This is a genomic window from Halomonas sp. KM-1 (assembly GCF_000246875.1).
Taxonomy (GTDB): domain Bacteria; phylum Pseudomonadota; class Gammaproteobacteria; order Pseudomonadales; family Halomonadaceae; genus Halomonas; species Halomonas aerodenitrificans.
On record NZ_BAEU01000004.1, the window covers coordinates 1 to 25,688 of the forward strand.

General features: G+C 64.5%; 24 protein-coding genes and 1 other RNA gene. 11 read left to right on the forward strand and 14 right to left on the reverse strand.

Annotation, left to right across the window (positions count from 1 at the left end):
* On the forward strand, positions 1 to 1,423 hold a 1,423-nt coding region (gene recN, locus B8115_RS00265), incomplete at its 5' end, for a DNA repair protein RecN (protein ID WP_010625720.1).
* A 107-nt stretch (positions 1,424 to 1,530) separates the two neighbouring features.
* Here recN and fur read toward each other — a convergent pair.
* Entirely contained in the window at positions 1,531 to 1,977 is a 447-nt protein-coding gene (gene fur, locus B8115_RS00270) for a ferric iron uptake transcriptional regulator (protein ID WP_010625721.1), read from the reverse strand.
* A gap of 72 nt (positions 1,978 to 2,049) precedes the next feature.
* On the opposite strand from fur, the gene B8115_RS00275 reads away from it, so the two are divergent.
* Entirely contained in the window at positions 2,050 to 2,535 is a 486-nt protein-coding gene (locus tag B8115_RS00275) for an outer membrane protein assembly factor BamE (protein ID WP_010625722.1), read from the forward strand.
* Positions 2,536 to 2,553: 18 nt separating this feature from the next.
* Here B8115_RS00275 and B8115_RS00280 read toward each other — a convergent pair whose 3' ends face one another.
* Complete coding sequence (locus tag B8115_RS00280) at positions 2,554 to 2,841, reverse strand: RnfH family protein (RefSeq protein ID WP_010625723.1); 288 nt, start codon at positions 2,839 to 2,841, stop codon at positions 2,554 to 2,556.
* 1 nt (position 2,842) lies between these two features.
* Positions 2,843 to 3,277 (reverse strand): type II toxin-antitoxin system RatA family toxin, encoded by a 435-nt coding sequence (locus B8115_RS00285; protein WP_026037779.1) that lies wholly within the window; start codon positions 3,275 to 3,277, stop codon positions 2,843 to 2,845.
* 127 nt (positions 3,278 to 3,404) lie between these two features.
* Between B8115_RS00285 and smpB the strand changes: the two genes are divergently transcribed.
* Entirely contained in the window at positions 3,405 to 3,896 is a 492-nt protein-coding gene (gene smpB / locus B8115_RS00290) for an SsrA-binding protein SmpB (protein ID WP_010625725.1), read from the forward strand.
* Between the two features lie 123 nt (positions 3,897 to 4,019).
* Positions 4,020 to 4,399: a transfer-messenger RNA gene (gene ssrA, locus B8115_RS00295) on the forward strand.
* Between the two features lie 122 nt (positions 4,400 to 4,521).
* On the opposite strand, the gene B8115_RS00300 is transcribed toward ssrA, so the two are convergent.
* The gene (locus B8115_RS00300) at positions 4,522 to 5,265 is read right to left on the reverse strand and encodes a Crp/Fnr family transcriptional regulator (RefSeq protein ID WP_141638464.1); all 744 of its coding nucleotides are present in this window, start codon (positions 5,263 to 5,265) and stop codon (positions 4,522 to 4,524) included.
* Positions 5,266 to 5,582: 317 nt separating this feature from the next.
* Here B8115_RS00300 and B8115_RS00305 point away from each other — a divergent pair, with 317 nt between their 5' ends.
* The 3 genes from B8115_RS00305 to B8115_RS00315 all read left to right on the forward strand — a co-directional run bounded on the left by B8115_RS00305 (position 5,583) and on the right by B8115_RS00315 (position 9,389).
* Complete coding sequence (locus B8115_RS00305; protein WP_010625727.1) at positions 5,583 to 6,782, forward strand: saccharopine dehydrogenase family protein; 1,200 nt, start codon at positions 5,583 to 5,585, stop codon at positions 6,780 to 6,782.
* Between the two features lie 5 nt (positions 6,783 to 6,787).
* Complete coding sequence (nspC, locus tag B8115_RS00310) at positions 6,788 to 7,939, forward strand: carboxynorspermidine decarboxylase (RefSeq protein WP_010625728.1); 1,152 nt, start codon at positions 6,788 to 6,790, stop codon at positions 7,937 to 7,939.
* 145 nt (positions 7,940 to 8,084) lie between these two features.
* Entirely contained in the window at positions 8,085 to 9,389 is a 1,305-nt protein-coding gene (locus B8115_RS00315) for an aspartate kinase (protein ID WP_010625729.1), read from the forward strand.
* A gap of 74 nt (positions 9,390 to 9,463) precedes the next feature.
* On the opposite strand, the gene B8115_RS00320 is transcribed toward B8115_RS00315, so the two are convergent.
* The 9 genes from B8115_RS00320 to B8115_RS00360 all read right to left on the reverse strand — a co-directional run bounded on the left by B8115_RS00320 (position 9,464) and on the right by B8115_RS00360 (position 20,428).
* Positions 9,464 to 9,709, reverse strand: coding sequence for a hypothetical protein (locus tag B8115_RS00320; protein ID WP_010625730.1), 246 nt, complete (start codon positions 9,707 to 9,709; stop codon positions 9,464 to 9,466).
* An 85-nt stretch (positions 9,710 to 9,794) separates the two neighbouring features.
* Entirely contained in the window at positions 9,795 to 10,922 is a 1,128-nt protein-coding gene (locus B8115_RS00325) for a Gfo/Idh/MocA family protein (protein WP_010625731.1), read from the reverse strand.
* A gap of 86 nt (positions 10,923 to 11,008) precedes the next feature.
* On the reverse strand, positions 11,009 to 12,511 hold the full coding sequence (locus B8115_RS00330) for a CoA-acylating methylmalonate-semialdehyde dehydrogenase (protein WP_010625732.1): 1,503 nt from the start codon (positions 12,509 to 12,511) through the stop codon (positions 11,009 to 11,011).
* A gap of 34 nt (positions 12,512 to 12,545) precedes the next feature.
* Positions 12,546 to 13,448 (reverse strand): myo-inosose-2 dehydratase, encoded by a 903-nt coding sequence (gene iolE, locus B8115_RS00335; protein ID WP_010625733.1) that lies wholly within the window; start codon positions 13,446 to 13,448, stop codon positions 12,546 to 12,548.
* A 78-nt stretch (positions 13,449 to 13,526) separates the two neighbouring features.
* Positions 13,527 to 15,374 (reverse strand): 3D-(3,5/4)-trihydroxycyclohexane-1,2-dione acylhydrolase (decyclizing), encoded by a 1,848-nt coding sequence (gene iolD / locus B8115_RS00340; RefSeq protein WP_010625734.1) that lies wholly within the window; start codon positions 15,372 to 15,374, stop codon positions 13,527 to 13,529.
* Between the two features lies 1 nt (position 15,375).
* Positions 15,376 to 17,322: a 5-dehydro-2-deoxygluconokinase gene (iolC, locus tag B8115_RS00345; RefSeq protein ID WP_010625735.1), complete on the reverse strand. Its 1,947-nt coding sequence runs from the start codon at positions 17,320 to 17,322 to the stop codon at positions 15,376 to 15,378.
* 135 nt (positions 17,323 to 17,457) lie between these two features.
* Positions 17,458 to 18,345 (reverse strand): ATP-binding cassette domain-containing protein, encoded by an 888-nt coding sequence (locus B8115_RS00350; RefSeq protein WP_010625736.1) that lies wholly within the window; start codon positions 18,343 to 18,345, stop codon positions 17,458 to 17,460.
* Entirely contained in the window at positions 18,345 to 19,457 is a 1,113-nt protein-coding gene (locus B8115_RS00355) for an ABC transporter permease (protein ID WP_010625737.1), read from the reverse strand. The genes B8115_RS00350 and B8115_RS00355 overlap by 1 nt, the downstream gene beginning before the upstream one ends.
* Positions 19,458 to 19,495: 38 nt before the next feature.
* Positions 19,496 to 20,428 carry a sugar ABC transporter substrate-binding protein gene (locus B8115_RS00360; RefSeq protein ID WP_010625738.1) on the reverse strand — a complete coding sequence of 311 codons (933 nt, stop codon included), beginning with the start codon at positions 20,426 to 20,428 and terminating at the stop codon, positions 19,496 to 19,498.
* Positions 20,429 to 20,627: 199 nt separating this feature from the next.
* On the opposite strand from B8115_RS00360, the gene B8115_RS00365 reads away from it, so the two are divergent.
* The 3 genes from B8115_RS00365 to iolB are packed head-to-tail and all read left to right on the forward strand — an operon-like array spanning position 20,628 to position 23,368.
* Complete coding sequence (locus tag B8115_RS00365) at positions 20,628 to 21,488, forward strand: MurR/RpiR family transcriptional regulator (protein ID WP_010625739.1); 861 nt, start codon at positions 20,628 to 20,630, stop codon at positions 21,486 to 21,488.
* 53 nt (positions 21,489 to 21,541) lie between these two features.
* Entirely contained in the window at positions 21,542 to 22,537 is a 996-nt protein-coding gene (gene iolG, locus B8115_RS00370) for an inositol 2-dehydrogenase (protein ID WP_010625740.1), read from the forward strand.
* 18 nt (positions 22,538 to 22,555) lie between these two features.
* The gene (gene iolB / locus B8115_RS00375; RefSeq protein ID WP_010625741.1) at positions 22,556 to 23,368 is read left to right on the forward strand and encodes a 5-deoxy-glucuronate isomerase; all 813 of its coding nucleotides are present in this window, start codon (positions 22,556 to 22,558) and stop codon (positions 23,366 to 23,368) included.
* 168 nt (positions 23,369 to 23,536) lie between these two features.
* Here iolB and gap read toward each other — a convergent pair whose 3' ends face one another.
* Positions 23,537 to 24,559 (reverse strand): type I glyceraldehyde-3-phosphate dehydrogenase, encoded by a 1,023-nt coding sequence (gene gap, locus B8115_RS00380; RefSeq protein ID WP_010625742.1) that lies wholly within the window; start codon positions 24,557 to 24,559, stop codon positions 23,537 to 23,539.
* 349 nt (positions 24,560 to 24,908) lie between these two features.
* Here gap and B8115_RS00385 point away from each other — a divergent pair.
* A partial coding sequence (locus B8115_RS00385; protein ID WP_010625743.1) for a pyruvate kinase occupies positions 24,909 to 25,688 on the forward strand: 780 nt, incomplete at its 3' end.

A 25,688-nucleotide genomic window follows, 5' to 3' on the forward strand; every position in this document is an offset into this window, starting at 1 on the left:
GCCCGACGACGACTGCCTGCTGCGCCGGGTAGTGACCGCCAGCGGCCGCTCCAAGGCATGGATCAACGGCCAGCCGGCCACGGTGGCCGATCTCAAGGCACTGGGCGAGCACCTGGTCGAGATCCACGGTCAGCATGCCCACCAGCTGCTGCTGCGCGAGGAGACCCATCTGCGTCTGCTCGACGACTTCGCCGGCAACCGCGCCGCGGTGAACGAACTCAGCGAGACGTTCCGCCGCTGGCAGGCGACCCGCAAACGCCTGAAGCAGCTGACCGAGAGCGGCGACGAGGTGCAGGCGCGCCGCCAGCTGCTGCGCTATCAGGTCGAGGAGCTCGATCTCCTGGCGCTAGGTGACGAGGAGCTCACCACCCTGGAGCACGAACAGGAGCAGCTCGCCCACGCCGAGGAGACGCTGCGCGAGGCGCAGCACGCCGCCGAATGCTGCGACAACGACGAAGGCGGCGTATTGACTCTGCTCAATCAGGCGATGCATCGGCTCGATCCGCTGCCGGGCAGCGACCGCGGCGCACTGGCCGAGATCCTCGCCATGCTGGGCGAGGCGCGTATCCAGGTCGAGGAAGCCGTGCGCGAGCTGCACCGCTTCGCCGACGCCACCGAGCTGGACCCGGAGCGCCTGGCCTGGGTCGAGTCGCGCCTGGGCGAGGTGCATCGCATCGCGCGCAAGCATCACGTCATGCCCGAGGAGCTGCCCGCCCTGCACCGCCGGCTGCAGGTCGAGTTGGAAAGTCTGGAAGGCGGCGAACACGACCTCGAGGCTCTGCGCGCCGAGGTCGAGAGCCTGCGCGACAGCTGGCGCGAGCAGGCACGAAGCGTTGGCGAGACCCGCCAGCAGGCAGCGGCCAGGTTCGGCAAGGCGGTGCAGGAGCAGCTCGCCTTCCTGGCCATGGGCAAGGCGCGTTTCGAAGTGGAAGTCACGTCGCGCCAGAGCCCGCAGGCAGACGGCATGGAGGAGGTGCGCTTTCTGATCAGTGCCAACCCCGGCCAGCCGCCGCGCCCGCTGGCCAAGGTCGCTTCGGGCGGCGAATTGTCGCGAATCAGCCTGGCGATCCAGGTGGTCGCCGCGCGCCACTCGACCATCCCCAGCCTGGTGTTCGATGAGGTCGACGTGGGCATCTCCGGCGCCACCGCCGAGATCGTCGGTCAACTGCTGCGCCGGCTGGGCGAGCAGGGCCAGGTGATGACCGTGACCCACCTGCCCCAGGTGGCGGCACAGGCCCACCACCACCTGCACATCGAGAAGCAGGCCAAGCGCGACACCACCCTGACCCGCATGGCGCTGCTCGACGAGGCCGGCCGGGTCAGCGAACTGGCGCGCATGCTGGGCGGGGTGAATCTTTCCGACCGCACCCTGGCCCACGCACGCGAGATGCTGGATGCCAGCCAGCAGGGTGCGTCGCACTGAGGGCCCACAGCCTGCGACCGGTTGACGCACCGTAAAGCAAAGCGGCCCCGATCGATGATCGGGGCCGCTTTGCCATCAAGCTTTGATAGCTGATGATAGCTGATCGCTTATTTTCGCGGCGTGCCGTCCTGGCGAGTGGCATTGGAGCCGCGCGGGCGCACGTAGAGCACCAGAGCGTGATCGACCAGCTCGAAGCCGTGCTCTTCGGCGATCTCCTGCTGGCGCCGCTCGATGGTCTCGTCGAAGAATTCGATGATCTCGCCGCTGTCGAGACACACCATGTGGTCGTGATGCTCCTCCTGGGAGATCTCGAACACGGCATGGCCGCCATCGAAATTGTGACGAATCACCAGGCCCGCCGACTCGAACTGGGTCAGCACGCGGTAGACGGTTGCCAGACCGACATCCTCTCCGGCTTCCAGCAGGGTCTTGTAGACATCCTCAGCGCTCAGGTGGTGCTGACCCGTGGCATTCTCGAGGATCTGCAGGATCTTCACTCGGGGCAAGGTGACCTTCAGGCCTGCCTTGCGCAGTTCATGGTTCTGGTCGGCCATGTTCGCTCTTCGCAGTATCAGGTAGGGTCGGGTATGATCGACCGAATCCACGATAGTGAAGAACGGACACAAATGCAAAAGCTGATCAAAACCCTCCCTCTCGTCATCGCCCTGACCATGGCCGGCGGCTGCGTCTACAAGCGGGATCTGCCCCAGGGCAACTACATCACCGAGGGCATGGTGCAGCAGCTCCAGCCCGGCATGAGCCGCTCTCAGGTCATCGACGTGATGGGCCGCCCGCTGCTGGAAGCGCCTTTCAATGCCAACCAGTGGGACTACGTGTTCCGCCTCGACGAAGCCTACGGCGGCGTACAACAGCGCCGGGTCACGCTGACCTTCGACGGCGAACGCCTGGTCAACGTGCAGCGCGAAGGCGACTTTTCCGAGGATATCGAGCTGCGGCCGCAAAACGGTGTCGGCCCGGCCATCGAAGGCGCCGACCCCATGGGCGAACTGCCGGCCACCCAGCCGGAAGCCGCTCCCGAGGCCGCACCTGACGCTGGCGGCACTCTGCCCCAGGGCGGCGAGCCGGCAACCACCGAACCGCTGGCACAGTAACGCGAACGCGCAGCCGGGTTAACGCCCGGCGCGCCGGAGTCGTGCCTCCTTGGGGTCGATCTCGAGGGGGCGATAGACCTCGACCCGGTCGCCGGCACGCAGGCGGTGGGTGTCGGGATCGCGCAGCAGTTGGCCGAAGATGCCCAGATCCGCCGCGGCGAAGTGCGCCGCCGGCAGTTCCGGGAAGTGCTGCTCCAGCTTGGCCAGAGCGACTGCCTGGCGCGCCGTGGTGCCCGCGGGCACCTCCAGCGTCACGATGCGCTGCCGCTCGGGCAGCGCGAAGGCGACCTCTACCTGAAGCCCCACCTTAGCGTCCGTACAGCTCGTCGGCACGACGGGTGAAGGCGTCCACCAGCTGGCCGGCAACCTGCTGGAACAGCTTGCCGAAGGCCATGCCCAGCAGCCGGTTGGCGAACTCGAACTCCAGCTCGAGGCACACCTTGCAGGCGCCCTCGCCCATCGGCAGGAACAGCCAGCGCCCACGCAGACGCTTGAAGGGGCCGCTGACCAGCGACATTTCGATGCGCTCGGGTTCGATCAGATCGTTACGCGTGGTGAAACTCTGCTCGATACCCGCCCGTCCCAGGGTCATCTCACCGATCAGGTGCGACTCGTCGCGCTCGAGCAGCCGCGCCCGCCGACAGCCGGGCAGGAATTCCGGATAGCGCTCGAAGTCGTTGACCAGTTCGAACATGTCCCGAGGGGTGTGCCGCACCAGGGCGGACCGATTGACCATTGGCATTGAGCTCTCCGCTGACTTCACAGTGCCCAGGGCGTATCATGAGCGGTTATTTCATGCCTTGAATGGTAACACGCTTCCCCTCATATCGAAGGAAGGGTGCCATCAGCAGAACGTGACAAGAGGTTCCATGGCCGACAAGAAAGGCAAGGGCAAGGGCCCCGGTGGCGGCGTCATCGCCCAGAACAAGAAAGCTCGCTTCGAGTACCACATCGACGAGACCTTCGAGGCCGGCCTGGTGCTGGCCGGCTGGGAGGTGAAGAGCCTGCGCGCCGGCAAGGCCCAGCTCACCGACACCTACATCCTGATCAAGGATGGCGAGGCCTGGCTGTTGGGTAGCCACATCACACCGCTCAACACCGCCAGCACCCACGAGATCGCCGACCCGTCCCGCACTCGCAAATTGCTGCTGCACCGCAAGGAGATTGCCAAGATCTTCTCGCGCTCCCAGGAGAAGGGCCACACCTGCGTGCCGCTCAAGCTCTACTGGAAAGGCAACAAGGTGAAGTGCGAGCTGGCCCTGGTGACGGGCAAGAAGCTGCACGACAAGCGCGCCACCGAGAAGGACCGCGACTGGCAGCGGCAGAAGGGCCGCATCATGCGGGAACATACCAAGGCCTGAGGCGTCATAGCGTAGGAGACATTGGTTGGCTCCCCGAAAACGGCAAGAATCGGAGAGATGAGGGAACCAGCCCCGCCAACAGGTGTCATAGACGTACCCATGCTGGTAAGATGGGACTGCTACGGGGGCGACATGGCTTCGACGCCGATGACAACCTCCTAGGTGCATGCCGAGAGCGTGATGTATCTCGTAAATCCAACATCACGACTAAATAGTCGCAAACGACGACAACTACGCTCAGGGCGCGCTGGCAGCTTAATAGCTGTTAGCTTCTAGTCCGGCCCCAAAGCGATGTGCCCATTCATCGCGGAGGGGATATGAGCCAAGACTGATGGGATCGCGGTTGGTGGTGTCCTCTCGCCAATCGCTAAACTTTAGAGGAATCGCGTAGCTGGATCCTGCCCGTTGGAGCCAGATGCGTTAAACCAAAAAACGGACCTAAGCATGTAGAGCCGAAGAGCGAGTGTCGGCGGACGCGGGTTCGATCCCCGCCGCCTCCACCAATCGAGTAACGAGAAAAGCACCCCTAGGGTGCTTTTTTCGTTTCGGCCGTCCTAACCCTCGTCGCCCGCGCCTTCGTCGCCGATGCAGCATGAGCCAGTGAAGAACCCAATGAAATGCTGGGCTAATGAAAGCCGTGGAACGCCGGGGAAAGCGTTTCGTCGATATAGGTATCGTTGAACTCGACCAGCCGCGCCAGCGCCTGCGGGTCGGGCAGCACCACGTGCTGGCGGTCGCGCACCACCAAGCCCTCGTCACGCAGCATGGAGAAGGTCCGACTCACGTGCACGGCACTCAGCCCCAGCGCATCGCCGACCTGCTCCTGCGACAGCGGCATCACGAAGCCGTTGTCCGTCACCGCACCGATCCGCTTCAATCGCAGGTAAAGCTCGTAGAGAAAATGCGCCAGCCGCTCGTGGGCCGCATAGCGACCGAGATAGACCAGCCGCTCGGTGAGCATCGCCTGCTGACGCACGACGGTGGCGATGATGCTCGCCGCCAGCGCCGGCGAGCGTCCGATGAGCTCGAACAGCTGCTGATGCGTGAACGGGCTGATCACCCCATCGTTGATCATCGCGACACCCGCCAGCCGCCGCGCGAAGCCAAAATCCCGCATGCCGATGATGTCACCGGGCAGGTAGACCTTGAGAATCTGCATCGAACCGTTGCCGAGGTTGCGGTAGGAGTAGGCCCAGCCCTCCTTGACCACGCAGAACAGGTCCACGTCCGCACTCTCCTGCCACAGCACTTCGCCGGCAGCGGCTCGTCTGGGATTGAGTTCCAGGTCCAGCAGCAGGGTCTTTTCTTCTGCCGTCAAAGCGCCGTGTCTGCCCAAGCCCTGCATCACTATACTGTCCAGTAGGGTCACGCTCTGCCTCTCCGGCTTATGGTTGATTCTGCGCAATACTAAAACACAAGCTTATATAGAGATTCATAACGCAGGTTATAGACGAGAAATAATGCTAAAACGCCCCACAGCTCATGGGCTCCGAGCGGCGCCACCCCCTTCTTTGGTCTAACGTGTCATGACAAAATCACTTGCCCCCGGCTTCGCTGGGGGCCATCATCAGCGCGCAAGCGACGAGCGAGACCGGGGTGGCATCGGGCACGGGCATGCGAGATGGCCGAAACACCGATAAGACCCTACGCTTTCATACACATCCCCGATCTGGATTCGAGAGGCCCATGAGCAAAGTCCTGATTATCGGCGCCGGCGGCGTCGGAGGCGTCGTCACCCATAAGTGTGCCCAGCACCCCGAAGTGTTCAGCGAGATCTGCCTGGCCAGCCGCAACGAAGCGAAGTGCAAGGCCATCGCCGCCCAACTGGATCGCCCGATCCAGACCGCCCAGGTGGACGCCGACAGCGTCGACGACCTGGTCGCGCTGATCGAATCGTTCAAGCCGGACGTGCTGATCCACGTGGCCCTGCCCTATCAGGACCTGACCATCATGGAGGCGTGCCTGCAGACTGGCGTGCCCTACCTCGACACTGCCAACTACGAGCACCCGGACGAGGCCAAGTTCGAGTACAAGGAGCAGTGGGCCTTCCACGACCGCTACGTCAAGGCCGGTAACATGGCCACCCTGGGCTGCGGCTTCGACCCGGGCATGACCAACATCTACTGCGCCTACGCCCAGAAGAACCTGTTCGACGAGATCCACCGCATCGACATCCTCGATGCCAACGGCGGCGACCACGGCTACCCCTTCGCCACCAACTTCAACCCGGAGATCAACATTCGCGAGATCACCGCGAAGGGTCGCTACTGGGAGAAAGGCGAGTGGAAGGAGACCGACCCGCTGGCGGTGAAGCGCAAGTTCGACTTCGACGGCATCGGCGAGAAGGACATCTACCTGCTCTACCACGAGGAGCTCGAGTCGCTCAGCCAGAACATCAAAGGGCTGGAGCGCATTCGTTTCTGGATGACCTTCTCCGAGAAGTACATCACCCACCTCAAGGTGCTCGAGAACGTCGGCATGACTAGCATCGAGCCGATCGAAGTGGGCGGTACCAGGATCGCCCCGCTGGAGTTCCTCAAGGCGGTTCTGCCCGACCCGGCCTCGCTGGGCCCGCGCACCAAGGGCAAGACCAACATCGGCATCATTGCCGACGGCATCAAGGACGGCAAGCGGCGCAAGGTGTACATCTATAACATCTGCGACCACGAGGCCTGCTACCGCGAGGTCAAGTCCCAGGCGATCTCCTACACCACCGGCGTGCCGGCGGTGACCGGCGCCATGCTGATGCTGGAAGGCATCTGGAAGGGCGCGGGCGTGTTCAATGTGGAGCAGCTCGACCCCGATCCCTTCATGGAGCGCATCGGCGACATGGGCCTGCCGTGGCAGGTGGTCGAACTCGACCCGGAGCACGACCCGCTGGCATGAGTAGCATGACGAGCCCCGACTTCGACATCCACGCCTGCCCGTCGCCGGCCTACGTGGTCGACGACAAGCTGCTGCGCAAGAACCTGGAGCTGCTGCGGCAGGTCCAGGAAGCGAGCGGCGCGAGGATCCTGCTAGCGCTGAAGGGCTTCGCCATGTGGGACACCTTCCCGCTGGTCAGCCAGTACCTGGTGGGCACCACCGCCAGCGGGCAGGACGAGGCGCGCCTGGGCGCGGAGACCTTCGGTGGCGAGGTGCACGTCTACTCGCCGGCCTTCACCCCCGAGGAGATGGCGGTGGTGCTGCAGTACGCCGACCACATCAGCTTCAACTCCCCGGGGCAGTGGCGCCGCTTCCGCGAGACCGTCGCGGCGGCGCCGCGTCAGGTCTCCTGCGGCTTGCGAGTGAACCCCGAGCACTCCACCGGCGCGGTACCGCTCTACGATCCCTGCGCACCGGGCTCGCGGCTCGGCACGCGGGTGTCGGATCTCGCCGAGGGCGACCTGGAAGGACTCGAGGGGCTGCACTTCCACACCCTGTGCGAGCAGAACAGCGACGCCCTGGAGGAGACCCTCGCTGCGTTCGAGGAGAAGTTCGGCCAGTACCTGGCCGGGCTGAAATGGGTCAACTTCGGCGGCGGCCATCACATCACCCGCACTGACTACGACATTGAGCGGCTGGTGCGGGTGGTGCGCGGTTTCCGCGAGCGTCATCCGCACCTCACCGTCTACCTGGAACCGGGCGAGGCAATCGCGCTGAATACCGGCTATCTAGTGTGCTCGGTGCTGGATATCGTGGAAAACGACGGTCCCAACCTCATCCTCGACACCTCGGCCACGGCGCACATGCCGGACGTGCTGGAGATGCCCTACCGACCGCACATCATCGGTGCCGGCGAGCCGGGCGAGAAGCCCTTCACCTATCGCCTGGGCGGCACCACCTGCCTGGCCGGCGACGTGATCGGCCGCTACTCGTTCGATCAGCCACTCGCCATCGGCGACCGCCTGGTGTTCACCGACATGGCCCACTACACCATGGTCAAGACCACCACCTTCAACGGCATTCGTCTGCCCTCGATCTGCCGGATCGACGAGCGCAGCCGCGAGGTGCGTACGGTGAAGACCTTCGGTTACGAGGACTACATGCAGCGGTTGAGTTGAGACACCGCTGCACGAAGAAAGCCCCTGCGGGGGCTTTTTTCGTATCTGCACCGTCACTTGCACGGCATGCCGGGCGCCCCTTTCGCTGGCCGCCGTTATGACCCATGGTGTAGGGCACGACGTCACCAGACAGGGAGAGCCCGACATGACGACCGTATTCAAGTTCGGCGGCGCCTCGATCAAGGATGCCGATGCCATACGCCACCTGACTCCGCTGCTTGAGCAGCATCGCGACCGCCCGCTAATCGTGGTGGTCTCGGCCATGGGCAAGACCACCAACAAGCTGGAAGCGCTGCTGGCCGCCGCCCGCGGCGAGGGTGGAACGCAGGGAGACGAGTACCGCCAGTGCTTCGACGCCCTGCAGGCCGAACACCGCGAGGCGCTGGAGGCGCTGTTCGGTGACACCGCCGACTCACCGCGTGAGCGCGTCGACGCCCTGTTCGACGAACTCGACGCCCAACACCGCAGGCACCGCGAAAGCGCCTATGCCAGGCACTACGACCAGACCGTGTGCTACGGAGAGCTGATCTCCACCACCATCGTCGCCGCCTGGCTCAACCACTGCGGCATTGCCAGCGACTGGCACGATGCCCGCGAACTGGTACGCACCGATGCCTGCCATCAGGCCGCCAATCTCGACTGGTCCGCCACCGCCGAGACCGTTCGCCAGCGCCTGGCGAACAGTGACCGCGTCATCCTGACCCAGGGCTTCATCGGCGGCACCGAGGAGGGCGAGGCTACCACCCTGGGCCGCGAGGGCTCGGACTTCAGCGCGGCGATTTTCGCCCACTGCCTCGATGCCCGCGAGGTGGTGATCTGGAAGGACGTCACCGGGCTGTTCAACGCCGACCCCCGGCGCTTCGACAACGCCGTGCAGCTCGAGCGGATCTCCTACGCCGAGGCCACCGAGCTGGCCTGGCACGGCGCCAAGGTGATCCATCCCAAGACCCTGGGGCCGCTGCAGGAGAAGTCGATTCCGTTGACGGTGCGCTCCTTCGAGACGCCCGATGCCGAGCCCACCGTCATCGACGCCGAGCGGCGCTTCGACAGCGACGTGGCCAGCTGTATCCTGCGCGAAGAGCAGGTGTGGGTGGAAGTGAGACCGCGCGACTTCTCCTTCATGGACGAGCCGCGCCAGCATGACATTCTCGGCCGCCTGGTAAAGGCCGGCATGCACGCCAACCTGGTCGACAGCGGCGCCATGCGCTTCGCCTTCTGCCTCGACGACAAGCCCGAGCGGCTCGAGCCCCTCATCGAGTCCCTGCAGGGCGACTACGAGGTCGGCCGCGAAGACGCGCTGACACTGCTCACCGTGCGCCACCCCCACCCCGGCATGATGGATACCCTCAGCGAGGGGCGCGAAGCGCTTGCCGAACGCCGCAACGCCACCACCGCCCAGCGGCTGTTTCGCAGTCGGGAGTGCCCAGAGACCTGGCACATTCCCGAGTAAGGCCGCCTCAAGCACGAAAAGACCGCGCATGCTCACATGCGCGGTCCATCGGTAGTTGCCTGACGGCAGCGAAATCAATCGCTGAGATCGATATCGTCCTCGTCGGTCGCCGCACCGGTCGCGGCACCTGCGCCAGCGCCGATCGCCGCCCCGGTAACCGGGCTTCCGCCAGTAGCGGCACCTGCCGCCGCCCCGGTGGCGGCGCCTACACCGGCGCCGCTGGCGGCACGCTCGCCGGTTCCGGTACCACAGCCCGCCAAGCCCAGCATCAGCGATGCGGCAAAGACCACCAGGGCGCTACGCATTCCATAACGGCTCATGAGCTACCTCCTATTCCATGGATGTACCCATTAACCGTAGTCAATGGTCCCGGTGAGAAGCCAAGCGAAGCGGCGGGCAGAGGCCTCAGTGCAACGCGATCCAACTGCCCACGACATGCGAATGCTCAATGGCTTCAATGAGGCGATTGACTCGCCAAGCCTCACGAAAGTCGGGATAAAGCGGCTTGTTACCCGCTATGCCCACTACCAAATCCCGGATCTCGATGATTTTTTGATCGTTGTAGCCCAACCCATGTCCAGGGGCCGGGCTGAAGGCGGCGTAGTCGGGATGCGCAGGGCCAATCAGAAGGGTGCTGAAGCCTCGCCGACCCGGAAGGCCTTCACTCTTGTAAAGCTGGAGCTCGCTCAGGCGTTCCTGGTCGAAGATGATCGAGCCCTTGGTGCCAGTCAGGGTATATGCCAGTCCCATCTTGCGCCCGGTGGCGACACGAGAAGTCTCGATATTGCCGATCAGGCCACCATCGAAACGCAGCAGCGCCTGGGCCTGATCATCGTTCTCGACCTCCCCCATGCCGCCACTGCCATCGGGTAAAGGGCGCCTGGGAATCAACGTCTGCAGCTGGCCGAACACCTCACTGATGCGCTGACCGGTCAAGTATTCCGCCATATTGAGGATGTGTGAGCCTACGTCGCCCAGTGCCCCGGCACCCGCAGTGGCCCGCTGAACATGCCAGTCCAGCGGTTTGGCTGGATCGCTTAGATAGTCTTCGTTATGGCGGCCGCGGAAATGGATCAGCTCGCCGATCTCGCCGCTGGCGACGATCTCCCGGGCCAGTTGGGTGGCCGGGTTGCGAATGTAGTTGAAGCCCACCAGCGTCTTGACCCCGGCCTTCTCCGCCGCCTCGGCCATTTCCCCGGCATCAGCGGCGGTGAGTGCCAGCGGCTTCTCGGCGTAGACGTGCTTGCCCGCAGCAATGGCGGCCAGGGCCATCTCTTTGTGCAGGTAGTTGGGGGCGCAGATATCCACCACGTCTACCTCAGGGTCCTTTACCAGCAGCCGCCAGTCACCTGTAGCGCGGGCGAAACCCAGCTCGAGAGCTTTGCGCTCGGCCAGCGCGTCATCGACCTCGGCAAGCAGATCGCAGAACGGCTGAGCCGGCAGGTCGAACACGGCGGGAGCGGCCTTGAGGGCAATGGAATGCGCTTTGCCCATGAAGCCGGTGCCGATCAAACCGATATTGAGTGTCTCCATCTCGTCCATCCTTTCATCACCAGGCATATCTCACCGAGCCGGGCTGGGATCCGACTCGGTGCGAAATGAGGGGGGTAGCAGCGCGATCAGTGGGTCGGCATGGTGAAGTGGTTGGTTTCCTCGCGAATGCCGCTGGGCCAGCGCTGGGTGACGGTCTTCATGCGGGTGTAGAAGCGCACACCGTCAGGGCCGTGCATATGTAGCGGACCGAACAGCGAGCGCTTCCAGCCGCCGAAGCTATGGAAGGCCATGGGTACCGGGATCGGCACATTGACGCCCACCATGCCTACCTGGATCTGTTCGCAGAACTGGCGTGCGGCATCGCCGTCGCGAGTGAAGATGGCGGTACCGTTGCCGTACTCGTGATCGTTGATCATCGTCACGGCGGCATCGAAGCTGGGCACCCGGGCGATGCAAAGCACCGGACCGAAGATTTCCTCGCGGTGGATGCGCATGCCCGGCTTGACGCGATCGAACAGGGTGCCACCAACGAAGTAGCCGTTGCCGGCCCCTTCGATGCGCGCCTCGCGGCCATCCACCACCAGCTCCGCTCCCTCATCCACGCCGACCTGGATATAACCAAGCACCTTCTTCAGATGCTCGCGAGTCACCAGCGGCCCCATATCGTTGTCGGGGCCATCCACCTGTCCCGGGCCGACGCGCAGCTTGTCGAGTTCCACCACCAGCTTCTCGCGCAGGCGCTCGGCGGTCTCCTCGCCTACCGGCACGGCCACCGATATTGCCATGCAGCGCTCGCCGGCGGAGCCATAGGCAGCTCCCATCAGGGCGCCCACGGCCTGGTCGAGATCGGCGTCGGGCATGATCACCATATGGTTCTTGGCGCCGCCCAGGGCCTGGACCCGCTTGCCATGGGCCGAAGCGGTGGCATAGATGTATTCGGCGATGGGAGTCGAACCGACGAAGCTGACCGCCTGCACCCGCTCGTCGGTAAGCAGCACGTCCACCGACTCCTTGTCGCCGTTGACCACGTTGAAGACACCGTCCGGAAGGCCGGCTTCCCCAAGCAGCTCGGCCAGCCGCATCGGCGTAGACGGGTCCTTCTCCGAAGGCTTCATGATGAAGGTATTGCCGCAGGCGAGCGAGATGGGGAACATCCACATCGGCACCATGGCAGGAAAGTTGAACGGTGAGATACCGGCGCAGACGCCCAGCGGCTGCATGAGAGAGTAGCTGTCCACCCCGGTGCCTACATTGAGCGAGTGCTCGCCCTTCAGCAGGTGCGGGATACCGCAGGCGAACTCGACCACTTCCAGGCCGCGGGTCAGCTCGCCCTTGGCGTCGGATAACACCTTGCCATGTTCGCTCGAGATCAGCCGCGCCAGCTCGTCGGCGTTGGCTTCCACCAGTTCCTTGAACCTGAACAGAATGCGCGCCCGCTTCAGCGGGGACACCCTGGACCATTGGGCGAATGCCTCCTGGGCCAGGCGAATCGCCTCGCGGGTCTCGTTGGCCGTGGCCAGAACGACCTGAGCGCTCTGCTCACCGGTGGCGGGGTTGTAGACAGGCGCAAAACGGCTGCTCTCGCCCTGGGCAACGCTGCCACCGAGGTAGTGGTGAATCTGATTCATGGAAGGCTGCTCTCTCGTGTCTGTCATCGGAAAATCAGTCGGCAACGGTGAATCCGGCCTGTTCGGCCAGAGCACGCAGGTTGCGATAGCCCATGCGGGCGTAGGTGAGCGGATGCGCCACTTCGGGGTCCTGCTCGGCCTCCACCACCAGCCATCCCCGGTAACCAGCCTCGTACAGGTGGGTCAGGGCCGGCAGGAAATCCACGTTTCCATCCCCGGGCACAGTGAAAAGGCCATCGAGCACCCCGTCCAGAAAGCTCTTGTCACGATTGCGAAGCTCTTCCAAGACCGGCAAGCGCAGGTCCTTGCAATGCACGTGATTGATCCGAGCGGCATAGCGTCGTGCCACTGCCAGAGGATCACCGCCGGCACCGCTCAGGTGGCCGAAGTCGAGCAGCAGGCCGACAGAATCGCCGGTGCTGTCGAGCATCCGCTCCACGTCCTGCTGGCTCTCCACCACGGTGCCCAGGTGGTGGTGGTAAGCCAGCTGTATCCCCTGCTCCTTGAGATAATCCCCCACCGCGTCGAGCCCCGTGGTCAATCGTTCCCAGTCGGCGTCGCTGAGCAGGGGGCGTCGGGACAGGGGTAGCGCCTGGTGACCATGGATACAGCGGCTCACCTCGCAGAACACCATCACCTTGGCGCCACAGGCCTTGAGCAGCCCGAGATGCTCCTGAATCGCGGCGATCTCCTCCTCGGGGCTGCGCTCCAGCAGCCGGGCGGAGTACCAGCCGGAGACCAGCTCCAGGTCATAGCGGCCCAGCACCCGGGAAAGCACTTCCGGGGTGCGGGGAAACTTGTTGCCGAGTTCGAAGCCTGCAAACCCGGCCTCGCGTCCTTCTTCCAGGCAGACCTCGAGCGGGGTGTCGGCTCCCAGGCTCGGCAGGTCGTCGTTGGTCCAGGTCAGGGGATTGATCCCCAGGCGTACGGTAGACATGACGTGCTCCTTGCGAGCGGGCCGCCCGGCCCGCCCATGGCTGAGTGAACGAGTGAGTCGCTGAGCGCCGCTGCGTACTCAGCGGTACTGGCGCCGTTTGGCCTCGCGGTAGCCGGCATAGGCCTCGCGCACCTGCTCGCGCTCGGAGACCTCGGGTACCGCCACCTCCCACCAGGCGCCACCCTCAGCGGTGCTGGGCCTCGGATCGGTATCCAGGGCGATGACGTAGGTCGTGTCGGCCTGGCGGGCACGTCGCAGCGCCTGTTCCAGCGCCTGGATACCTCTCACGCTCTCCGCCTGGCAGCCCAGCGCCCGGGCGTGGGCTGCGAAATCCAGCTTGGGTGCGCCTTGCGGCACCGTGCGACAATCCTCGAGCAGATTGTTGAAGCCGGCACCTCCGGTGGCCTGCTGCAGGCGGCTGATACAGCCGAAGCCGCGGTTGTCGAGCACCACCACGATCAGCTTGTGACCGAGCATCACCGAAGTGGCGAGCTCCGAGTTGTGCATCAGATAGGAGCCGTCGCCCACCATGACGAACACTTCGCGCTCGGGGTGTGCCATTTTGACCCCGAGGCCGCCGGCGATTTCGTAGCCCATACAGGAGAAGCCGTACTCCACGTGGTAGCTTCCCGGCCCTGCGGCCTGCCACAGCTTGTGCAGCTCGCCGGGCAGGCCGCCTGCGGCGCAAACTACCGTGCCGTCATCCCCCGCCTGGCGGTTGACCGCGCCGATCACCTGGGCATCGGTGGGTAGCTCGCGTCCCTCATCGGCAGTTACACGGCTCACTACCTCAGCCCATTCACGCTTGAGGCTACCGGCCTGCTCCCGCCAGGCATCGCCGGCCCGCCACTCCCCCAGACCGGCATCCAGCGCCGCGAGGCCGTCGAGGGCGTCGCCGGTCAGCGGCAGGGCGTGATGCTTCAGGCTGTCGAAGCGGCCCACATTGAGGGCCACCAGGGAAAGATCTTGGCGCTCGAAGAGCGCCCGGGAGCCGGTGGTGAAGTCCTGCAGCCGGGTGCCCACAGCGAGAATGACGTCTGCCTGCTCGGCGAGCCGGTTGGCGGCAGCGCTGCCAGTGACGCCGATGGCCCCCACCGCGCAGGGATGGGCATCAGGCAGTGCGCCCTTGCCGGCCTGGGTCTCGGCGACCGGGATGCCGCGCATGCGGGCCAGTTCTGCCAGGCGCTCGCAGGCCCCAGCATAATGCACGCCGCCCCCGGCAATGATCAGCGGGCGCTCGGCCCGAGCCAGGGTGATGAGGGCTTCCTCCAGCTCGTGGGGGTCCGGCTGGGGACGCCGAATCCGGTGCACCCGAGGCGTGAAGAAATGCGCCGGATAGTCGTAGGCAAAGGTTTGAACGTCCTGGGGCAGTGCCAGGGTCGCGGGGCCGCAGTGTTCGGGGTCGAGCAGGATGGCGATGGCCTGGGGCAGGCTGGTCAGCAGTTGTTCGGGACGGGTGATGCGGTCGAAGAAGCGCGACACCGGGCGGAAGCAGTCATTGACCGTGATGCCGGGGTCACCGAAGTGTTCCACCTGCTGCAGCACCGGGTCGGGTTCGCGGGTAGCGAAGGTATCCCCCGGCAGCAGTAGGATCGGAAGACGGTTGGCATGGGCCAGGGCCGCAGCGGTCACCATATTGGTAGCCCCCGGCCCGATGGAACTGGTGGCCGCCATCAGGCGCCGCCGGCCGTTGGCCTTGGCGAAGGCGATGGCAGCGTGGGCCATGGTCTGCTCATTGTGGGCACGCAGGGTCGGCAGCCTATCCTGAGCGTGATAGAGCGCCTCGCCGAGGCCGGCCACGTTGCCGTGACCGAAGATGGCGAAGATCCCTTCGAACAGCGGGAGCTCGCGCCCCTGATGCTCGATGCGCTGGGCCGCCAGGTACTTGACCAGGGCCTGGGCCATGGTGAGTCGAAGAGTACGCATCTCAGGCTTCCTCCAGTTGGGGGGCGGTGCTGCGCAGGCGTCGCCACGCCTGGATCAGTTCGGCATAGTTGTCGGCAACCCGGCTTACCAGGGTGGCATCGTCAATGCGCCCGGCCAGCCACTCGCGGCTGGCTGCGGCGAAAAGGGTGCGACCCACGGTGAAGCCCTTGCAGCGCGCCTGGCGCGCGGCGCAGCCGAAGCCGCGCTTCATCTCCTCCATGGGGGCATCCAGGCCCAGCAGCACGACCCCTCGACAGTGAGGATCCTGGGCATCGATGATCCGCCCCACGGCCCGCCACGCAGACTCGGACATGGCCGGCAGCTTCCACCAGTCGGGACGAATACCCAGGTTGTAGAGACGCTGCAGACTGCGCGGCAGGGTGGTGTCATCCTGCGGCATGCCGGCCGGCGGAATGACCTCCACCAGCAGCTCCAGGCCGTTGTCGCAGGCCGAGCGGTAGAGCTGGCGCAGACGCGCCTCCTGCTCCAGACGCAGGCCAATGGCATCGTCCGGGTGATAGAACACCAGGCACTTGATGATGTGCTCGGCGGGCCAGTGGCGCAGGCAGCTGCCCAAATCGTCACCATGCTGGAAGCGCAGCGGGCGAGAGCCGGGCAGCTCCACCGGGCGGCCGATCCACCAACCGCGCCCCGACGCCTCGCTGAGGGCATCCTGACCGAGCACGTCGTCCACCAGGATGGCCGGCTTGGCCAATCCACAGCGCCGCCCCCCCTCCTCCGCCGCTTGTACCAGCAGGCGCTTGAGCTGCGGCAGACACGCCGGGTCGGCGTGCTCTTCGCGGGCCATGTCGGTAAGCTGGCGGCGGTGGTCGAAGGCCAGGCCGCACACCTCGGGCCACGCGGTGGGCACTCTAGTGGTGACACGATGCAAGTGGTTGAGACGTTCGTCTCCGTCGGGGCGGGGCACCTCATCACGGCGCTCCAGGTAATCGAACAGCTCCTCCTCGGTGGGCATGGCCGGTGCACAGCCATGGCGAGAAACCACTAGCGCCCCGCAGGCATTGGCGTAGCTGGCACTGGTCGCCCAACCCTCGCCGCGCAGCCAGCCTCGCAAGAGACCGCTCATGAAGGCGTCACCGGCCCCCAGCACGTTGAGTACCTCGACCGACACGCCACGAACCAGGATGCCTTCCTCGATCCGCGCGGGAATCTCGCCCTCGATTACCACACAGCCCAGGGGCCCGAGCTTACAGACCAGGGTGGCAGCGCTGATCCGGCGCACCGCTCGCAGCGCCGCCAAAGTATCGGTGCTGCCACCGGCGATGTGGAACTCCTCCTCGGTGCCGACAATCAGATCGAAGTCGCCGAGCCACTGCTGCAGGTCGCCGGTGACCCTCTCATCGGCCACGAAGCGAGTTTCACCGTCGCCCGGCGCAGTAAGGCCCCACAACACCGGTCGATAGTCGATATCGAGCACCCGCTTGACGCCATGGGCGACGGCTGCGTCCAACGCCTTGCGGCAGGCAAGCCGCGTCGTCTGGGTCGAGAGATGGGTGCCGGTGATGGCCAGCGCCCGGGCTCGCCCGATGAAAGCTGGATCGATTGCCCTATGATCGATGGCCATGTCGGCGCAGTCCCGCCGGTAGAAGAGCAGCGGAAAGGTGTCGCGATCCTTGAGCGCCAGCAGTACCAGGCCGGTGTGGCGCTCTGGATCGGTCTGCAAGGCCGAGGTGTCGACCCCTGCGCGCTGCAACTCCTCGCGCACGAAGTTGCCCATCTGCTCATTGCCGACCCGCGACAGCATCGCCGACTTGAGCCCCAGCCTCGCCGTACCGTAGGCCACATTGCCGGAGCTGCCGCCCAGGTATTTGGCGAAGCTGGTAACATCCTCAAGGCGGCTACCGACCTGTTCCGCATAGAGGTCGACGGCGACGCGGCCCAAGCAGATCAGATCCAGGGGGCGGTTGTCGGTGTTAACATCTTGCATGGCGTTCCTCCGCGTCGCGTGTCGTCTGGCGCCCAGCAGGCTGGGTGGTCAGACAGCATCCGTCGAGCACTGCGCCGACGTTCCATTCACAGGGTGGATAATGCGGACCAGGCCCGGGCCTGCTCTGCCGCTCTCTTAATAACCGCCGGCCAGGCGAGCCTGGGACCGGGAGGAAGGGGCGGTGGCTGCGGATGATGCATGCGCTTTTCGAGGCGACCCCCGTGACTCCTGATCGCTGCGCTGAAACTCGGCCAGTTCGGCATCGAGACTCTCGAGCTCGGCACCTCCGGCCATCATGTTGAGCACCTCCTCGCGGCTCACCTCCTCCTTGCGGAAGGTGCCCAGGCTCGAGCCACGCTTCAACAGAGTGAAAGCGTCGGCGACCGGGTAGGCATGATGAACGTTATGCGTGATGAAGATCACCGCCAGCCCATCGGCCCTAGCCTTGGCGATATAGCGCAGCACCACCGAAGCCTGCTTGACCCCCAGCGCCGAAGTCGGCTCATCGAGTATCAGCACCTTGGCCCCGAAATAGACCGCTCGGGCGATGGCTACGCACTGGCGCTCGCCGCCGGAAAGGGTGCCCACCGGCTGAGTCGGGTCACGCACGTCGATGCCGATCTTAGCCATCTCCTCCATGGCGACCCGGTCAGCGTACTTCCAGTCGATGCGCTTGAAAGGCCCCCAACCCACGGTGGGTTCGCGCCCCATGAAGAAGTTGCGTGTGATCGACATCAGCGGAATCATTGCCAGGTCCTGAAAGACCGTGGCAATACCGGCATCCAGGGCATCCGCTGGCGATGTGAAGTCGGCGGGCCTGCCATCCACCAGGAACTCTCCCTGCGTGGGCGGATGCACGCCGGAAAGCGTCTTGATCAGAGTCGACTTGCCGGCACCGTTGTCCCCTAGCAAGCACATCACCTCGCCGCTGTGGACTTTCATTGAGATATCGCTCAGAGCAATGACGCTGCCGAAGTGCTTGTGCACACCGCGCATCTCTATCATCGGGGTCTGGGTGCTCATCAGTGGGCCTCCAGTGCTTTCTTGCGCACGAAATTGTTGAACAGCACGGCCACCAGCAGCATCGCGCCGAGGAAGACTTGGAACCAGTCGGTGTTGACGCCGGTATAGAAAATGCCCATCTGGACCACACCGAAGATCAGCGCACCGAAGGAAGCACCGATGGCGGAGCCGTAGCCGCCGGTGAGCAACGCCCCGCCGATCACCACGGCAATGATCGCTTCGAGCTCCTTGAGCATGCCGCGCATACTGTCTGCCGAGCCGGTGTCCATGACCTGCAGAGCGGCGTAGACGGTGGCGCAGAAGGCGGTGAACATGAACAGGGTTATCTTGACCAGGTTGACCGGCACACCCACGTTACGCGCGGCGTTCTTGTCACCACCACAGGCGAAGATCCAGTTGCCGAAGCGGGTCCCCAGCAGCACCCAAGTGGCCAAGGCCGTCAAGCCGACCCACCACACCACGGCGACCGGAATGCCGGACACCACCGGGTTGCCGGCGAAATTGGTAGCCAGCAAGCCGACCTCCGCTAACCACTGGAAAAGACTCGCCCCCACCACACCGGAAAAGAGTGGCGCCAGCCAGTCGCCGGCCATGGTCTCGTGAATGCCACCGATCTGGGTACGCCCGGTGAACAGCCGCGGCAGGCCGATGGCCAGGCCTCGCAAGATGAACAGAAAGCCCAGGGTGACGATGAAGGAAGGCAGGCCCGTCCTGACCACCAACCAGCCGTTGATCGCCCCCACCAGCAAAGCACTGGCAAAGGCGAACAACAGGGCAGCCCACAGCGGCCAGCCGTACTGCACGGCGGGAATCGCAATCAGAATGCCAGCAAAACCGATCATCGAACCGATGGAAAGGTCGAACTCGCCACCTATCATCAGCAGGGCGGCAGCCACTGCGATGATGCCGAGCTGAGCCGAGACCTCGAGAAAGTTGATCATGCCCCGGGCCGTGAACATGCCGGTACCGGCGGCGACGACGCTGAAGAAGGCGATCACCAGGATGGCGCCTGCCACGGCGCCAAACTCAGGGCGACTCAGCGCCTTTTTCAGCGGACTGGCCTTCTTCAACCGCTCGTCATCTGACATTTGCTTGGCAGAGGTAGCTGTCATGGTAGGAGTCTCCAGAGGTGATTAACGAGACATCCGCCTCAGCGGATGCCGCGTTCGGTCAGCTCGATGACCTGTTCGGCAGTCTCAGGGGTGACAAAGGCAGGCCCGGTGAGCAGGTCGGTAGCCGGCATCAGCAGGTGCTTGACGTACTGATTGATGGTCACGACGCCTTGATAGCCCTGCAGGTAGGGCTGCTGGTCGATAGCGAAATCCATGTCTCCCGCCGCCACCGTCTGCAGAATGCGCGGTGAGAGATCGAAGGTACCGAACTGCAGCTGCCCTAGAGCGCCTTCGCTGCGCAGAGCCTCGATCACCGGCTCGGTGCTCAGCGGCCCAAGGCCGAGGATGGCGTCTACTTCACGATTCTGGTCGAGGTATGCGATCAAGGAGTTGCGAATTTCGGTAGGGTCAATGGTAGTGGCCAGTTGGGAGGCATTGCCCCCGAACCCCTCCAGAAAACCCTCACAGCGCTGGTCGAGGCCCACATTGCCCTGCTCGTGGTTGACGCATAGCCCATGGCTGGCACCGTTCTCGATCATGCGCTCGGCGGCCATCTTGCCGGCCAGATGTTCGTCCATGCCGATATAGAGATCGGCACCGTAGTCTCGGGCCACATGCCCCCCGGAGTTGATCACCACGACCGGTATTCCTTCGTCCTTAGCCCCCTGCATCAAGCTGCCCATGGCATCGGGGCTGGTCAGCGTCAGAATGATGCCATCAGGCTCGGAAGCAATGGCCGCTTCGAGCAGCTGTCGCATGCGTGCCACGTCGAAGGTGGTAGGCGCGCGATACTCCAGACGCACACCAAGCTCATCGGCGGCATCCTCAGCCCCCGTCTTGACGATGGACCAGAAGGGATCGGCAGCCTGGCCGTGGGTGATCATGATGTAGCGCTGGCTGTCGGCCTGGGCGGCGGCGCTGAGCAGAGTCGCTGTGGCCGAGGCGGCCAGCAGATAGGAGAGACGTGCCATGGTGGTTTCCTCGCGGTTGTCGTTATGTGGTGCTCGCTAGGTGAAACGCATTTACGGCATGAAATATAGATTCCACCCTCCGGGTAAATCAAATCATTTATTCCATACTTTGGTTTAAATGGAATTTTCATTCCAATACACCTAGACTGCTCACTAAGCATTCGAGCCAGCCCCATGCGACGGCAAGGAACCAGGACAAATGACCACACCCCAGGACTTCGACGAGTTGGAGGCACGTATCACGACGGACTACCCGTCGCTAAGCCGGCGCCTACAACAGACGGCTCGCTTCCTGCTTGACCACCCTCAGGAGGTGGCATTCGCCACCGTGGCAAAACTTGCCGAGCAGGCCGGGGTCACCCCCTCGACTCTGATCCGCTTTGCCAACAGCTTCGGCTTCAAGGGTTTCTCGGAGATGCAACAGCTGTTCCGCACACGGCTAGTGGACGAACTGCCCAACTACACCGAGCGGATCCGTGCGGTGCGCAGCGCCACTGGCGAGACACCCGACAGCACCCAACTGCTGTGGGAGTTCGCCGATGCCAATCGAGAGGTCTTGGAGCAGTTGCCGGGGCGCATCGATCCCCGCCAGTTGGAACAGGCCCTGGACATCTTCGAACGAGCCCAGGCGGTCCATGTGATGGGCGCCCGGCGCAGCTTCGTGGTGGCCAGCTATATGACCTATGCGCTGCACCACATCGACAAGAGAACTGTGCTGGTCAACGGCCTAGGTGGGATGTACGGCGAACAGGTACGCGCCATCGGCAGTCAGGACGCCCTGCTGGTGATCAGCTTCTCGCCCTATGCGGAAGAGAGTCGGCAGGTGGCGGAGGCTGCCAGGGAACGCGGCCTACCCCTGGTAGTGATCACCGATTCCAACCTGAGCCCGCTGGCCCGTCTGGCCGACGTAGCGCTGGTCGTGCACGAAGCCGAGGTCAAGAGCTTCCGCGGCCTCACCGCCTCGCTCTGCTTGGCTCAGACCCTGGCCATCTCATTGGGTGTACGTCAGGACAAGGCGCGTGATCGACTTCCCGCTGGAGACACCGCCGGACGGGCCTGATATTGCCCTGTTCACGGCTCGCTTCGACCAACCACAACTCATCAGGAGCCACCATGAAAATTGCCCTGATCGGCGCCGGTCGCATCGGCAAGGTGCATGCGTTTTCCATTGGCCAGCACCCAGCCGTGACGCTAGCCGCCGTTAGCGACTGCCACGCACCCGCCGCCGAGGCACTGGCCGCCCACTATGGCACCCGAGCTCTGAGCGCCGAGGCTATCTTCGCCGATAGCGACATCGATGCCGTGCTGATCGCCTCCAGCACTCCAACCCACGCCGAGTATTTGGAGCAGGCAGCCCGTGCCGGCAAGGCGATCCTCTGCGAGAAGCCCATCGCCCTGGATCTGGACCGCACCCGGGTGGCCTTGCAGGTGCTTGAAAGCCACCCCGTCACCTGTGCCCTGGGTTTCAACCGCCGACACGACCCCCAGTTCGCCGCCCTCAAGAAGGCACTGATGGAGGGTCGCATCGGCACTCTCGAAACGCTGACCATCATAAGCCGCGATCCAAGCCCACCCCCGGCGGAGTATGTCGGCGCCTCCGGCGGCCTGTTCCGTGACATGACGATCCACGACTTCGACATGGCCCGCTGGCTGCTCGACGAGCCCATCAGCCATGTCCACGCCGAGGGCAGCTGCCTGATCGACCCTGCCATTGGCGAGGCCGGCGATGTGGACACCGCCATGCTGACCCTGACCACTGTCAGCGGCCGGCTTTGTCATATCGGCAATTCGCGCCGCGCCTGCTATGGCTATGACCAGCGCATCGAGGCCTTCGGCAGCGAGGGTATGCTGCAAGCCCAGAACGAGAGCGAGACCCGCCTGCGCTTCACCGGCGAACCGGGCCAGGTAGAGGAGAAACCCAAGTGGTTCTTCCTGGAACGCTACGCCGAGGCCTACAGCCGCGAAATCGGCGACTTCGTCGAGGCATGGCAGACACAGCGCCCTCCACTTGCCGGCGTCAACGACGGCCTGGAGGCTCTGCGCCTGGCCGAGGCCGCCGAACGTTCGCTGAAGGAGGGCCGCCGCATCGCCCTCGACGACATTCACTGAATGCCACAGGAGCGCCCCATGACGTCACTACTGGTACACCCCCACGAGCCCGACGCCCAGGGCAAGGTGCTGGAGGTCACCCCGCAATCCGCCGGCTGGGAGCACGTCGGCTTTCGCGTGCACGAGCTAGCTCGTGGCCAGCGCCTAGAAGCCAATACCGAGGATCGCGAGCACTGCCTGGTGCTGCTCTCCGGCCGCGCCACCGTGACCAGCGGTGAGCATCGCTGGGAAGAAATCGGCAAGCGCATGGACATCTTCGAGAAGATCCCGCCCTATGCCGTCTACCTGCCGAATGGCGTGAGCTACAGCGTCGAAGCTACTACCGACTTGACGCTGGCAGTCTGCAGCGCTCCGGGGTTCGGCAGCCACCAGCCGCGACTGATCGCCCCGGAACAGATCAAGCGCAGCACCCGTGGCAGCGGCACCAACACCCGCCATATCCAGGACATCCTGCCGGAAACCGAGCCGGCGGATAGCCTGCTGGTGGTGGAGGTCTACACGCCGGCAGGCAACTGGTCGAGCTATCCGCCTCACAAGCATGACACGGACAACCTGCCCGAGGAGTCGGTCCTCGAGGAGACCTATTACCACCGCGTGAACCCGTCTCAGGGCTTCGCCTTCCAGCGGGTCTATACCGATGACCGCTCCCTGGACGAAACCATGACGGTGGAGAACGGCTGCTGCGTGATGGTGCCGTACGGTTATCACCCGGTGGGTGCCGCCCACGGCTACGAGCTCTACTATCTCAATGTAATGGCCGGACCCAAGCGGGCATGGAAGTTTCAGAACGACCCTGCCCATGAGTGGATCGTCGAGCAGCAAAGCAGTTGAGAAAAGCTGTGGCCCGGCAGCACCGGTCTGACCGTCTCTATCACCAAGCCCTCAGCTAGCCCCAAGCCAAGCGAAGCGGCGGGGTCAGCAAAATCTGAATGGTCGAGCGCCGGCGCGAATCTTCGCTCCGGCGCTCACGGTTCCGGCCACTCGGTCCGTATCGACGTGTCAGGCCGCTTCGCGCTTGGCATCGCCCGCGGCATGCATGGCCAGCGCCGTGTCGAGCATGCGGTTGGAGAAGCCCCATTCGTTGTCGTACCAGGCCATCACCTTGACCAGGCGACCGTTCACCCGGGTGTGGTTGCTGTCGAAAGTGGAAGAGTTGGCGTCGTGGTTGAAGTCGATGGAAACCAGCGGCTGGGCGTTGACCGCCAGCACCGGCGAGGCCTCGGCGGCCTTGGCGAGGATCTCGTTGATCTCTTCTCTGGTGGTGTCGCGTCCGGCGGTGAACACCAGATCCACCAGCGAGACGTTGATCACCGGCACCCGCACCGCCAGGCCGTCGAACTTGCCCTTCAGTTCCGGCAGCACCAGCCCCACCGCGGCAGCAGCGCCGGTCTTGGTCGGGATCATCGAGTGAGTGGCACTGCGCGCCCGGTAGGGGTCGCTGTGGTAGACGTCGGAGAGGTTCTGATCGTTGGTGTAGGCGTGCACCGTGGTCATTAGGCCATTCTCGATACCCACCGTATCGTTGAGCGCCTTGGCCACCGGCGCCAGACAGTTGGTGGTGCAAGAGGCGTTGGAGACCACCTTGTGCTCGGGCTTCAGCACCTGCTCGTTGACCCCGAACACGATAGTGGCGTCGGCGTCCGGGCTCGGCGCCGAGATGAGCACGCGCTTGGCCCCCGCCTCGAGATGCTTGGCGGCGGCCTCACGCTTGGTGAACAGGCCGGTGCACTCCATCACCAGGTCCACGCCCAGCGTCTTCCACGGCAGTGCGCCCGGATCGCGCTGGGAGAAGATGGCAATACGGTCGCCGTCCACGCTGAGGCTCTCCTCGTCGTGCTCCACCTTGAACGGAAAATGGCCGTGCACGGTGTCGTGGCGCAGCAGGTGGGCGTTGAGCGCGGGATCGCCCAAGTCGTTGATGGCGACGATCTGGACCTGCTTGCGATAGCCGTTCTCGTACAGAGCGCGCAGCACGTTGCGGCCGATGCGGCCGAATCCGTTGATGGCGATCTTGAGCGTCATGGTTCGTTCCTCCGTAAGTGTTCTGTCGGTATGGAGTCGAGCCGATTGGCGGAGGTCGTGCTCACTGGATGGAATACGCGGCCCACGGCTCATGGCAATACCCACAATGTGGCGCAGGACGGCGACAGACTCAAGGATTTTTTAGTAACTTTACAACATAAGCGTTATGATGAATCGATTCATCGGGATCGCCAACCATCCCACCTCGGCTTTGCTGCTTAGCAGGATAATCAAGCGTGACCAGCAATGGAGCACACATGCCTCATCGCAGCGACATGTAGTAAACTTACCGCAGAACCGATATTGTTGTAGCTTAACGACATCCCCTTCCTTCAGGAGGCGCTCCGACATGCCGAAGCCACCGCACACCCCCATCCGCCGCACCAAGATCGTCGCCACCCTGGGCCCGGCCAGCGACCGCGAGGGCGTGCTGGAGGCGATGATCCGCACCGGCGTCGACGTGGTGCGCCTCAACTTCTCCCACGGCAGCGCCGCCGACCACCGCCGCCGGCTGATCGCCGTGCGTCAGATCGCCGACCGCCTGGGCCGCAGCGTGGCCGCCCTCGGCGACCTGCAGGGGCCCAAGATCCGCATCGCCCGCTTTCGCGACGGCGCCGTGACCCTCGAGGTGGGCCAGCCCTTCGTCCTCGACATGGCACTGGACAGCGATGCCGGCGACACCAGCCGCGTCGGCTGCGACTACAAGCAGCTGATCGACGACGTCGCCCCCGGCGACCGCCTGCTGCTCGACGACGGCCGCCTGGTGCTCGACGTCGAGCGCATCGAGGGCCAGCAGGTTCACACCACCGTGGTCACCGGCGGCAAGCTCTCCAACAACAAGGGCATCAACAAGCAGGGCGGCGGGCTCTCGGCCCCGGCCCTCACCGACAAGGACAAGGCCGACCTCGAGACCGCCATCGAGATCGGCGTCGACTACCTCGCCGTCTCCTTCCCGCGCCACGCCGAAGACATGCGCGAAGCCCGTCGCCTGCTCGGCGAAGCGGGCAAGGAGATCGGCCTGGTCGCCAAGCTCGAACGCGCCGAGGCGGTGGCCGACGATGACACCCTCAACGGCATCATCGAGGCCAGCGAGGCGGTGATGGTGGCCCGCGGCGATCTCGGCGTGGAG

Bases quoted from the DNA above. Each gene is read 5' to 3' on its own strand.
- B8115_RS00360 (WP_010625738.1), bottom strand. From the start codon at position 20,428: ATGGCACGTCTCTCCTATCTGCTGGCCGCCTCGGCCACAGCGACTCTG.
- gap (WP_010625742.1), bottom strand. From the start codon at position 24,559: ATGACGCTCAAGATCGCCATCAACGGATTCGGCCGCATCGGCCGCAAC.
- B8115_RS00350 (WP_010625736.1), bottom strand. From the start codon at position 18,345: ATGAGCACCCAGACCCCGATGATAGAGATGCGCGGTGTGCACAAGCAC.
- nspC (WP_010625728.1), top strand. From the start codon at position 6,788: ATGACGAGCCCCGACTTCGACATCCACGCCTGCCCGTCGCCGGCCTAC.
- B8115_RS00285 (WP_026037779.1), bottom strand. From the start codon at position 3,277: ATGCCAATGGTCAATCGGTCCGCCCTGGTGCGGCACACCCCTCGGGAC.
- B8115_RS00325 (WP_010625731.1), bottom strand. From the start codon at position 10,922: ATGGAGACACTCAATATCGGTTTGATCGGCACCGGCTTCATGGGCAAA.
- iolG (WP_010625740.1), top strand. From the start codon at position 21,542: ATGAAAATTGCCCTGATCGGCGCCGGTCGCATCGGCAAGGTGCATGCG.
- B8115_RS00320 (WP_010625730.1), bottom strand. From the start codon at position 9,709: ATGAGCCGTTATGGAATGCGTAGCGCCCTGGTGGTCTTTGCCGCATCG.
- fur (WP_010625721.1), bottom strand. From the start codon at position 1,977: ATGGCCGACCAGAACCATGAACTGCGCAAGGCAGGCCTGAAGGTCACC.
- smpB (WP_010625725.1), top strand. From the start codon at position 3,405: ATGGCCGACAAGAAAGGCAAGGGCAAGGGCCCCGGTGGCGGCGTCATC.
- iolE (WP_010625733.1), bottom strand. From the start codon at position 13,448: ATGTCTACCGTACGCCTGGGGATCAATCCCCTGACCTGGACCAACGAC.
- B8115_RS00305 (WP_010625727.1), top strand. From the start codon at position 5,583: ATGAGCAAAGTCCTGATTATCGGCGCCGGCGGCGTCGGAGGCGTCGTC.
- B8115_RS00330 (WP_010625732.1), bottom strand. From the start codon at position 12,511: ATGAATCAGATTCACCACTACCTCGGTGGCAGCGTTGCCCAGGGCGAG.
- B8115_RS00355 (WP_010625737.1), bottom strand. From the start codon at position 19,457: ATGACAGCTACCTCTGCCAAGCAAATGTCAGATGACGAGCGGTTGAAG.
- iolB (WP_010625741.1), top strand. From the start codon at position 22,556: ATGACGTCACTACTGGTACACCCCCACGAGCCCGACGCCCAGGGCAAG.
- B8115_RS00365 (WP_010625739.1), top strand. From the start codon at position 20,628: ATGACCACACCCCAGGACTTCGACGAGTTGGAGGCACGTATCACGACG.
- B8115_RS00315 (WP_010625729.1), top strand. From the start codon at position 8,085: ATGACGACCGTATTCAAGTTCGGCGGCGCCTCGATCAAGGATGCCGAT.
- iolC (WP_010625735.1), bottom strand. From the start codon at position 17,322: ATGCAAGATGTTAACACCGACAACCGCCCCCTGGATCTGATCTGCTTG.
- iolD (WP_010625734.1), bottom strand. From the start codon at position 15,374: ATGCGTACTCTTCGACTCACCATGGCCCAGGCCCTGGTCAAGTACCTG.
- B8115_RS00275 (WP_010625722.1), top strand. From the start codon at position 2,050: ATGCAAAAGCTGATCAAAACCCTCCCTCTCGTCATCGCCCTGACCATG.